Source organism: Streptomyces sp., from assembly GCF_050698815.1.
In the GTDB taxonomy this organism is placed as follows: Bacteria; Actinomycetota; Actinomycetes; order Streptomycetales; family Streptomycetaceae; genus Streptomyces.
Genome location: NZ_JBOHCV010000745.1, coordinates 1 through 1573, shown reverse-complemented (window position 1 = coordinate 1573; position 1573 = coordinate 1). Strand labels below are relative to the sequence as shown.

1 protein-coding gene and 1 pseudogene are annotated in these 1573 nt (G+C 70.6%); both read right to left on the bottom strand.

The window, feature by feature from the left end; genetic code table 11:
• Positions 1 to 241 (bottom strand): annotated as a pseudogene (locus ACRDP3_RS26450) (hypothetical protein); the annotation flags it as partial.
• Positions 242 to 415: 174 nt separating this feature from the next.
• A partial coding sequence (gene nuoN, locus ACRDP3_RS26445; protein ID WP_431519529.1) for an NADH-quinone oxidoreductase subunit NuoN occupies positions 416 to 1573 on the bottom strand: 1158 nt, incomplete at its 5' end.

The window sequence follows — 1573 nt, the reverse complement described above, 5'->3', positions numbered from 1 at the left end:
CCGCGATGGTCAGCACGAACTCCTTGCCGCCCACCTTCGTGTGCCAGATGCCCGGCAGCGTGCCGGGACCGTCCTTGGCGGGCGTCTTGGCGGTCTCCTCCGCCGTCGGCTTCGACTCCGGCTTTCCCTCCGCCTTGTCGTCCTTGCCGCCCTCTTCACCGCTGCTTCCGCAGCCGCTCACCAGCAGCGCGGCGGCCGCCACCGCGACCACCGCCCCCGTCATCCGCGCTGACGTACGCACCCGCGTACTCCCTCGTTCCCGCCCTGCCCAGTTGCAGGGGCACGTCAAATTAGCAGCCCCCGCGCGAGCGGGGTCCGGCGGTCACGACATCCCTCACCTCCCAACACACCGCTGCCCGGCACCCCTTGGGGGCCGGGCAGCGGTGCGGGCGCGGGTGCGCCGACGCGAGAGGCGTCAGCGGACGAAGACGCCCGCCTGGTTCGCGAGGTCCAGGAAGTACTGCGGGGCCACGCCCAGCACCACCGTGACCACGACGCCGATGGAGATGGCGGAGGTCGTCCACAGGCTGGGGACGGCGACCGTGGGGCCGTCCGCCCGTGGCTCGCTGAAGAACATCAGCACGATGACGCGGATGTAGAAGAAGGCCGCGATGGCCGAGGCGATGACACCGATGACCACGAGGATTCCCGCGCCGCCCTCCGCCGCCGCCTTGAAGACGGCGAACTTGCCGACGAAACCCGACGTCAGCGGGATGCCGGCGAAGGCCAGCAGGAAGACCGCGAAGACGCCCGCAAGCAGTGGTGAACGGCGGCCCAGTCCGGCCCACTTGGACAGATGGGTGGCCTCGCCGCCCGCGTCCCGTACGAGCGTGACCACCGCGAAGGCGCCCAGCGTCACGAAGGAGTACGCGCCCAGGTAGAAGAGGACCGAGGAGACGCCGTCCCGGGACGTGGCGATGACGCCCGCCAGCAGGAAGCCGGCGTGTGCGATGGAGGAGTAGGCGAGCAGCCGCTTCACGTCGGTCTGGGTGATCGCGATCACCGCGCCCGCCAGCATGGTGAGGATCGCGACGCCCCACATCACCGGCCGCCAGTCCCAGCGGAGGCCCGGCAGCACCACGTACAGCAGGCGCAGCAGCGCGCCGAAGGCGGCCACCTTCGTCGCCGCGGCCATGAAGCCGGTGACCGGGGTCGGCGCGCCCTGGTAGACGTCCGGGGTCCACATGTGGAACGGGACGGCGCCGACCTTGAAGAGCAGGCCCATGATCACCATCGCGCCGCCGATGAGCAGCAGCGCGTCGTTGCCGGTGGTCTCGGCGAGCACCGGGTTCGTGGTGCCGTCGGCGTTGCCGATGACGCGGGCGATGCCGGAGTAGTTGACGGTGCCCGCGTAGCCGTACAGCAGGGCGATGCCGAAGATCAGGAACGCGGAGGAGAAGGCGCCCAGCAGGAAGTACTTGACCGCCGCCTCCTGCGAGAGCAGCCGGCGCCGCCGGGCCAGCGCGCACAGCAGGTAGAGCGGGAGGGAGAAGAGCTCCAGCGCGATGAACAGCGTCAGCAGGTCGTTGGCCGCCGGGAAGATCAGCATGCCGCCGACCGCGAAGAGCAGCAG